Annotated in this window: 8 protein-coding genes; 7 read left to right on the forward strand and 1 reads right to left on the reverse strand. The window is 64.0% G+C overall.

Features of this window, described 5'->3' with window-relative positions; genetic code table 11:
• Window positions 1–151 precede the first annotated feature (151 nt).
• On the forward strand, window positions 152–349 hold the full coding sequence (locus SIN08_RS10590; RefSeq protein WP_322451542.1) for a hypothetical protein: 198 nt from the start codon (window positions 152–154) through the stop codon (window positions 347–349).
• Window positions 350–361: 12 nt separating this feature from the next.
• On the opposite strand, the gene SIN08_RS10595 is transcribed toward SIN08_RS10590, so the two are convergent.
• A complete protein-coding gene (locus tag SIN08_RS10595; RefSeq protein WP_322451543.1) occupies window positions 362–1,348 on the reverse strand; it encodes a LysR family transcriptional regulator in 987 nt (328 codons plus the stop codon).
• Window positions 1,349–1,481: 133 nt separating this feature from the next.
• Here SIN08_RS10595 and SIN08_RS10600 point away from each other — a divergent pair, with 133 nt between their 5' ends.
• The 6 genes from SIN08_RS10600 (at window position 1,482) to SIN08_RS10625 (ending at window position 7,993) form a co-directional block, all read left to right on the forward strand.
• On the forward strand, window positions 1,482–2,348 hold the full coding sequence (locus SIN08_RS10600; protein WP_322451544.1) for an ABC transporter permease: 867 nt from the start codon (window positions 1,482–1,484) through the stop codon (window positions 2,346–2,348).
• Window positions 2,349–2,358: 10 nt separating this feature from the next.
• Window positions 2,359–3,144 carry an ABC transporter permease gene (locus tag SIN08_RS10605; RefSeq protein ID WP_322451545.1) on the forward strand — a complete coding sequence of 262 codons (786 nt, stop codon included), beginning with the start codon at window positions 2,359–2,361 and terminating at the stop codon, window positions 3,142–3,144.
• Window positions 3,145–3,211: 67 nt separating this feature from the next.
• On the forward strand, window positions 3,212–4,357 hold the full coding sequence (locus SIN08_RS10610; RefSeq protein ID WP_322451546.1) for an ABC transporter substrate-binding protein: 1,146 nt from the start codon (window positions 3,212–3,214) through the stop codon (window positions 4,355–4,357).
• A 239-nt stretch (window positions 4,358–4,596) separates the two neighbouring features.
• Complete coding sequence (locus SIN08_RS10615; protein ID WP_322451547.1) at window positions 4,597–5,697, forward strand: ABC transporter ATP-binding protein; 1,101 nt, start codon at window positions 4,597–4,599, stop codon at window positions 5,695–5,697.
• Window positions 5,694–7,052 carry an aspartate aminotransferase family protein gene (locus SIN08_RS10620; protein WP_322451548.1) on the forward strand — a complete coding sequence of 453 codons (1,359 nt, stop codon included), beginning with the start codon at window positions 5,694–5,696 and terminating at the stop codon, window positions 7,050–7,052. The genes SIN08_RS10615 and SIN08_RS10620 overlap by 4 nt, the downstream gene beginning before the upstream one ends.
• Window positions 7,053–7,060: 8 nt before the next feature.
• On the forward strand, window positions 7,061–7,993 hold the full coding sequence (locus SIN08_RS10625; RefSeq protein WP_322451549.1) for a 3-keto-5-aminohexanoate cleavage protein: 933 nt from the start codon (window positions 7,061–7,063) through the stop codon (window positions 7,991–7,993).
• Window positions 7,994–8,127 lie beyond the last annotated feature (134 nt).

Raw genomic sequence — 8,127 nt, forward strand, 5'->3', positions numbered from 1 at the left:
CAACCGGGATGAAGTCTCCCCATGGTTCGTGGGCGGGTCGGCTTGCCGGAGATAACACGCTCAGCCGGATCACCTGGTTCAATACTTTTCGTGCCCGCTCCGACCGGATCATCGGCCGGATAATTTTTTCGGGGACCAGCCCTTCTGGGGCATGCGTGTCCATGCACTCGGCGCTGGCAGCAGGCCGATACCGCTGAAGAAGGTTTCAGCCGACAACCTGGCCAAGGCAATCATCGCGGTCACTGGTAACAAGGATATTCTGCGCGCGGCGGACGACCTGGGCCGGAAGATCCGGGACGAGGACGGGGTCGGCGCCGCGGTCTCCTTTATCGAGGCGCACGCCGCCTGACGACGCCTGCGGCTATCGGTAGTCACGCTTGGCGAAGGGGACCTCGGCAATGCGGTGCTTCAACATGGAAAGCAGATTTTGTTCGGCCCGGTTGAAGCGCGTGTGGGGATTGCTCACCACATAGATGTCGATCGCCGGCGGCGTCTCGTAGGGCGGCAGCCGCCATAAGAGGCTGGCCTCCACGTCGCGTGCGGCCACATGGATCGGCAATGGCCCGATGCCGAGACCGGCGACGATCATGCGGCGCACCTCTTCGAGATTTGACGAGACGCCGACAACCCGGTCGTCGAGTTGGGCTTCGGCGCGGATGAGCGCAACCGGGCGCAGCGCATCCGTCAGCCGGTCGGTCTTGAAGGAGACGGAGGTTTCGCCGCGCAGGTCCGTCAGTTGCAGTCCCCGCTTGCCGAAAAGGCGGTGGTGCGGGCCGCAGAAGAAGCCGAAATACTCCCTGAAGAGGCGCAGATAATCGAGTTGCGCGTGCTTCTCGTGCACGAGGCAGATGCCAATGCTCGCCTGCCTCTGCCGGACCGCCTGGATGACGTCGCGGCTTGTCAGAACCTCGATGCCGAGCGTCGCCCTGGGGTGCCGCTGGTGAAAGGTGGAAAGCACCTCGTCGAGGACCGGGGAGACGACATGGCTTGCCAGCGCCAGCGTGACGTGGCCCGAGACCTCCTCGTCCATATCGCGGATGAGGATGCCGAGCCGCGAGATGCTGCCGAAGATCTCCACCGCCTCGTCATAGAGCAGCATGCCGGCCGGCGTGACCTCGAACTTGCCCGGCCCGCGCACGACCAGGCGCTTGCCGAGGCGGTCCTCGAGACGGCGCAGCGCGTTCGAGACGGTGGGCTGCTTCAGGCCGAGCCGGTTGGCGGCGGCGGTGATGCCGGCCTCCTCCACGATCACCAGGAAAGTGCGGATCAGGTTCCAGTCGAGGTTCCAGACCATTCTGCCGGTGGGTGTCGGCGCTTGGCTTAGCGTGCTGGTCTTCGGCGCATCCATTTCAATAATCAATGTTCATGATTGTTACTATCTATTTGTAGAATGCTCTCCGGTTGAGTCAAACTCAAATCAGATAAGCCGGAAGCTGCACCAGCGTGCAGAAAACCGGCGGGCAAGAGGCGGAAAGGATCAAATGGGAGAGACGTCAGGCGCAGCACGTCCCTGGATCTTGCTCTCGCCGGCGCTGGCAACCGTCGCCTTCCTGCTGGTCGTGCCGGTTCTCTTCATCGTCGTCTATTCGTTCTGGCTGCGCACCTCGGCCGGCGGCGAAATTCCGGGCTTTCATCTGGACAACTGGCAGCTTGTCTTCAGCGATCCCTTCTATCGCGACATCCTCCTCAGCACGCTGAAGATCGCCGCGATCACCACCGTCCTGTGCGCCGTGCTCGGCTACATCCCGGCCTATTTCATCGCCATGTCGGAGACGCGGCACAAGACGCTGCTTCTGCTGCTGCTCATCCTGCCCTTCTGGATCAGCTACATCATCCGCACCATGTCCTGGATCAACATTCTGGGAAGCAGCGGCGCGTTGAATACGGCGCTGATGGGCCTCGGCATCACCTCGGAGCCGATCCAGATGCTCTACAACGAGACGACAGTCATCCTGGGGCTGGCGCATTTCCTGCTGCCCTTCATGGTGCTCAACGTCTATGTCAGCCTCGACGCCATCGACCGCAACCTGCTCGACGCCTCACGCTCGCTCGGCGCGTCGAACCTGCAAACCTTCCGTGAGGTGACGCTGCCGCTCTCCCTGCCGGGGCTCGCCGCGGGCGGGCTCCTGTGCTTCGTGCTGGCGGCCGGCACCTACATCACGCCGCTGGTGCTCGGGGGGCCGCGCGACGCCATGTTTGCCAATCTCGTCTTCGAGGCCGTCATCACCCAGCTCAACTGGCCGCTCGGCTCCGCGCTCTCGATCGTGCTTCTCGTGGTGCTCGGCAGCGTGGTGATGGTCTACAACCGCCTGGCCGGGCTCGGCCAGATCGCCAAGTCGTTCGGATGAGGGGCTGGCGATGACCGGGTGGAACTTCATCAGGCTCTACACCATCGCCGTCTATCTCTTCATGTTCCTGCCCGTCGCGGTGGTGGTGCTTTTGTCGTTCAATTCCAGCCAGTTCGGCTCCTTTCCCATGGAAGGCTTGAGCTTCCGCTGGTTCATCGAACTGTGGAACAACGACGCGATCGTGCGCGCCTTCCGCATCTCGCTGCTTCTGGCGGCACTGACGGCGATCATCTCGACCGTGCTCGGCATTCTCGCCGCCCTTGCGCTGGTGCGCTACCGCTTCCCCGGCAAGAACACGATCACCACGCTCCTGATCGCGCCGATCCTCATTCCGGAAGTCGTGCTCGCCGTGGCGCTGCTCCTCTTCCTGCGCTGGCTGAGCCTGCCGCGCAGCTTTCTGGTGCTGCTTCTCGGTCACGTCATCTTCACCCTGCCCTTCGTGCTTCTGGTGGTGCAGGCGCGGCTCGTGGCCATCAAGCCGGAATATGAGGAGGCCGCGCGCTCGCTCGGCGCGAACCCGGTGCAGACCTTCTTCGCCGTCACGCTGCCGCTGCTCCTGCCGGCGGTCTTTGCCGGCATGCTCTTCGCCTTCACCATCTCCTTCGACGACATCACCGGCACGATGTTCTGGAAGCCGGGCGGCGTTGAGACGGTGCCCACCCAGATTTTCGCCATGCTGCGACACTCGATTTCGCCGGAGATCAACGCGCTCGGCACGGTGATGATCGTCGTCACCGTGCTGTTGCCGCTCATCGGCATGGCCGTAGCGCGAAGGCTGGCGGCCACGAGACGTTAGAACAGGAGCCGGTCCCGCGGCTCAAGGGGAGACAGCGGGTTGAATATTCAGCAATGGGAGCCTGAAAATGGACAATACCAGACGTTACGAAAGATTGCTCGACCGCCACCGGCACGGCGATGTGAGCCGGCGCACATTTCTCGGCCTGATCGGCGCATCGGCCGCAGCGTACGGGGTGGTCGGCGGGCCGTTTGCGAAATTCGCCCGCGCAGCCACACCCGATGAGGTGCGCTTCGACGGCTGGGGCGGCGTGGTCTCGGAAGCTTTCCGCGAATACGCGTTCGATCCTTACACGGAAAAGACGGGCATCGCCGTGGTCGATGGCACCTTCGGCGGCGCCGACGAATATCTGGCACGCGTGCGGGCGAGCCAGCCCGGCGAGTTCAACCTTGCCCATCTTTCCGGCGTGTTCGATTATTCCCGCTATCACGGGCTGGACCTGACCTCGGAGCTCAACGAGGACAATATCCCCAACCTCGCCAACGTGATCCCCGCCCTTCAGGACGTCTTCCGCAAGATCACCGACGGCAAGCTCTCTGCCGTGCCTTATGACTACGGCACTACCGGCCTTGCCTATAACCGCAAGCACATCTCCGACGACGAGATGAAGGAAAAGGGCGCCAAGATCCTCCTCGACGAGGCATACAAGGGCAAGATCGGCGGCTGGAGCGATTGGAAGACGCGCGTCTGGTACGGCGCGCTGCAGACCGGCCAGGACCCCAACAACATCGAGGACATCGAAGCGGTATGGGACGCCATCCGCACCAACCGCGATCTCGTGCTGAAATATTGGGGTTCGGGTGCGGAGCTGATGAGCCTGCTGGCGGAAGAGGAGATCTATGTCACCGAAGGCTGGTCTGGCCGCATCAAGGCGCTGCAGGACCAGGGCCATGATATCGGCTACATGGATCCGCCCGGCGGCCTTGGCTGGCAGGAATGCATCTTCGTCATCAAGGGCAGCCCGATGGAGGCTTGCGAAGAGCTCCTGAATTTCATGCTCGAGACGGAAGTGGCGATCGCCGTCGCCGAGGGCCAGAACTATCCGCCCGCGCTCGATCCCTCCAAGGTGGAGCTTTCCGACAAGGTGAAGGCGCTACCCGCCTTCGACCCCACGGGCACGCTCGAAGGGCTCAACTTCTTCAACGCCGACTACTGGAACGGCAACGAGGAGGAATGGTCGCGCGTCTATAGCCGGGTCGAACGCGGCTACTAGTGCGTGATGATTTCAGGTCGCTTCACCTCAGCGCGTCATCCCGGCCAAGCAGCGAAGCTGTGCAGAGCCGGGACCCATTCCGTGACGTCACCATTCCGGAATGGATCCCGGACAGGCTCGCTCCGCTCGCCTTCCGGGTTGACGACGCGACTGTGGGCGGCGCGGCCCAATTTCAGCATGCTTTGGCGGGAGGCTCTGTCTTCCACCGTTCCCAGTCCCCGAAAGCGTGGATGATCGCCATGAGCCAATCCAAGGCCGTCGAACTCAACGGCATCGTCAAACGGTTCGGAAGCCTGACGGCTGTCCACCGGATGGATCTCGATATCGAGGAGGGCAGTTTCGTCACTCTTCTGGGGCCGTCGGGTTGCGGCAAGACGACGACGCTCAGGATGATCGCCGGCCTGCTCGATCCCAGCGAAGGCGAGATCGTCATCAAGGGCCGCAGCGTCACGCGCACGCCGATCCACAAGCGCAATCTGGGCATCGTCTTCCAGAACTATGCGCTGTTTCCGCACAAGACGATTTTCGACAATGTGGCCTTCGGCCTGAAATATCGCGACGTTCCGCGCGGCGAGGCCGAGGAGAAGGTCAGCCGGGCGCTGGAACTCGTCCAGCTTCCCGATGTCGGCGGGCGTTTTCCGCGCCAGCTTTCCGGCGGCCAGCAGCAGCGCATCGCGCTGGCCCGCGCCATCGTGATCGAGCCCGACGTCCTGCTCCTCGACGAGCCGCTCTCGGCGCTCGATGCGAACCTGCGCGAGGATATGCGCGTGGAACTCAAGCGCATCCAGGCACAGCTTGGCATCACCACCATCTTCGTCACGCACGACCAGTCGGAGGCGCTTGCCATGTCCGACCGCATCGTCGTCATGAGCAAGGGCCATGTCGAGCAGGTAGGCGCGCCCGAGGAGGTCTATGGCAGCCCCTCCTCGGCCTTCGTGGCGCGCTTCCTCGGAAACGCCAACCTCGTCGAGGGCAAGGTCGCAAGATGCGCAAACGGCACGGTCACGGTGGCGGCCGACGGGTTCGGCGAACTGCACGTGCCGGCGGCGCGCAGCCGGGGCATTGGCGAGGGTGAAGCCGCCCATATCGTGGTGCGTGCGGAAAAGCTCTTCCTGAGCAACGGGAACGCCAGCCCGCCCGAAGACGCGCTTTCGCTGCCGGGCGAGGTGACGGCCGTCGATTATCAGGGCCAGGCGGCACGCTATTTCGTGAACATCGAAGGCCGCTCGTTGCAGGCGCTCAATGCGATCGAGGAGCGCCCCTACAGGCGCGGCGATAAGGTCAATGCCGTTATCCGCGGGCGCGATTGCGCGCTCGTGCCGGTCGAGGAGCGCACATGAACCTGGCGCAGCAGCCCGCTTCGAACCTGTTTTATCAGGGCCGGACGCGGCGCCCGCTCGTGGCGGAAGCGCGCGGCGTCTATATCTGGGATGTCGATGGCCGGCGCTATCTCGACGGCTCCAGCGGCGCCATGGTCGCCAATATCGGCCATTCAAACGAGCGCGTGCTGGCGGCGATGCGGGCGCAGATGGAGAAGGCCACCTTCGCTTATCGCCTGCATTTCGAGAACGAGCCGGCCGAGCGTCTGGCAAGGGCGACCGCGCAGAAGATGCCGGCGGGGCTCAACCGCGTCTTCTTCGTCTCCGGCGGCTCCGAAGCGGTGGAAAGCGCCATCAAGCTGGCCCGCCAATATGCGCTGGCGACGGGCCAGGATCGCCGCTGGAAGGTGGTCTCGCGCTTTCCCTCCTATCACGGCGCCACGCTCGGCGCGCTGGCGCTGACCGGCATGACCAACATGACCGAGCCCTTCGCGCCGATAATGCGCGAGATGCCGAAGATTCCGGCCCCAACCTGTTATCTCGACCGCGACAACCTGACCGATGAGGAGCGCGGGCTGCGCTATGCGGAGATGCTGCGCGAGAAGATCATCGCCGAGGGGCCGGAAACCGTGCTCGCCTTCGTCATGGAGCCGGTGGGCGGGGCGGCGACCGGCGCGCTCGTCGCGCCCGACAGCTACTATGCGCGCATTGCCGAAATCTGCCGCGAGTTCGGCATTCTGCTCATTCTCGACGAGGTGATGACCGGGGCCGGCCGCACCGGCCGCTTCCTGGCGGGCGAGCACTGGGGCCTTCAGCCGGACATCGTCGCGCTCTCCAAGGGCTTTGCCGCCGGCTATGCGCCGCTCGGCGCCATGGTGGCGCATGAGAAGATCGTCGAGCCGGTGCTTGCCTCCGGCGGCTTCGTGCACGGCTTCACCTATGCCGGAAATCCGCTCGCTTGTGCTGCGGGGCTGGCGGTGCTCGAGGAGATCGAGCGCGAGGGGCTGTGCGGGAACGCCGAGTCAATGGGCCGCCGCCTGAAGGCGGAGCTCGAGGGCCTGAAGGCGCGCTATCCCTTCATCGGCGACGTGCGCGGCAAGGGCCTGCTTCTCGCCTTCGAGCTCGTCTCCGACACCGGGACGATGGAGCCGCTTCCGAAGGAGATGGACGCGCATGTCCACCTCGTCGAGGAAGCCTATCGCCGCGGCCTGATCATCTATTCGCGGCGTACGCGCGGGGGGACGGCGGGCGACCATTTCATGGTCTGCCCGCCGCTTATCGTCAACGAGGATCATATCGGCGAGATCATGGAAAAGCTCACCGCCGCACTCGATGCTTTCGCCGGCCGTTTCGGTCTGCCGATCGGCAATCATTGAGCGCAGCCATGGCCGACAAGATCATTCTCACCTGCGCGCTGACCGGCTCGATCCACACGCCGACCATGAGTCCGCATCTGCCCGTGACGGCCGACGAAATGGTCGAGCAGGCGCTGGGTGCCGCAGAGGCGGGGGCTGCCGTTCTCCACGTCCATGCACGCGACCCGGAGACGGGCAGGCCGAGCGCCAGGGTGGACGATTTCATGGGCTTCCTGCCGCGCATCAAGCAGAGTTCGGATGCCGTCATCAATATCTCGACCGGCGGCTCCTCGCAGATGACGCTGGAAGAGCGGCTTTCCCCCTCGCTCGCGGCGAAGCCGGAAATGTGCTCGCTCAATATGGGCTCGATGAATTTCGGCATCTTCCCGCTCGCCGGCCGCTATGAGACATGGAAGCACGAATGGGAAAAGGGCTTTCTCGAAGCCACCAGGGACGTCGTCTTCAAGAACACCTTCGCCGATATCGAAACCATCCTTTCCGATCTCGGCGAGGGCTGCGGCACGCGCTTCGAGTTCGAATGCTACGATGCCGGCCACATCCAGACGGTGGCCTATTTCCTGAAGAAGGGCCTCATCCGTCCACCGATCTTCATCCAGTTCGTGCTGGGCATTCTGGGCGGTATCGATGCAAGCCCCGAAAGTCTCCTCTTCATGAAATCGACCGCCGACCGGCTGCTCGGCGACGCCTACCGCTTCTCGGTGCTGGCGGCCGGGCGTCACCAGATGCGGCTCGGCACGATGGGGGCCGTGCTCGGCGGCAATGCGCGGGTGGGGCTGGAGGACAGCCTGACCAATGGCGCCGGCCGCGCGCTGGCGCCCGACAACGCGCATCAGGTGGCACGCATCCGCCGCATCCTCGAGGAAATGGGCTTTGCCATCGCCACGCCCGAGGAGGCACGTGCAATGCTCGATCTCAAGGGTGCCGATCGTGTTGCGTTTTAGGAGGGATGAGAGGAGGACGAGTCATGCCGAACCGCGTCATCCCGGCCGAACGGAGCGAAGCGGAGAGAGGGCCGGGATCCATTCCGTGACGCTGATGCCTGGCACAGGCATTCCGGAATGGGTCCCGGACATCC

This window comes from Chelativorans sp. M5D2P16 (genome assembly GCF_034427935.1).
Lineage (GTDB): Bacteria > Pseudomonadota > Alphaproteobacteria > Rhizobiales > Rhizobiaceae > Chelativorans.

What these genes read in the sequence shown, in the direction of transcription:
- SIN08_RS10590 (WP_322451542.1), top strand. Translation starts at nt 152, where the DNA reads ATGCGTGTCCATGCACTCGGCGCTGGCAGCAGGCCGATACCGCTGAAG.
- SIN08_RS10595 (WP_322451543.1), bottom strand. Translation starts at nt 1,348, where the DNA reads ATGGATGCGCCGAAGACCAGCACGCTAAGCCAAGCGCCGACACCCACC.
- SIN08_RS10600 (WP_322451544.1), top strand. Translation starts at nt 1,482, where the DNA reads ATGGGAGAGACGTCAGGCGCAGCACGTCCCTGGATCTTGCTCTCGCCG.
- SIN08_RS10605 (WP_322451545.1), top strand. Translation starts at nt 2,359, where the DNA reads ATGACCGGGTGGAACTTCATCAGGCTCTACACCATCGCCGTCTATCTC.
- SIN08_RS10610 (WP_322451546.1), top strand. Translation starts at nt 3,212, where the DNA reads ATGGACAATACCAGACGTTACGAAAGATTGCTCGACCGCCACCGGCAC.
- SIN08_RS10615 (WP_322451547.1), top strand. Translation starts at nt 4,597, where the DNA reads ATGAGCCAATCCAAGGCCGTCGAACTCAACGGCATCGTCAAACGGTTC.
- SIN08_RS10620 (WP_322451548.1), top strand. Translation starts at nt 5,694, where the DNA reads ATGAACCTGGCGCAGCAGCCCGCTTCGAACCTGTTTTATCAGGGCCGG.
- SIN08_RS10625 (WP_322451549.1), top strand. Translation starts at nt 7,061, where the DNA reads ATGGCCGACAAGATCATTCTCACCTGCGCGCTGACCGGCTCGATCCAC.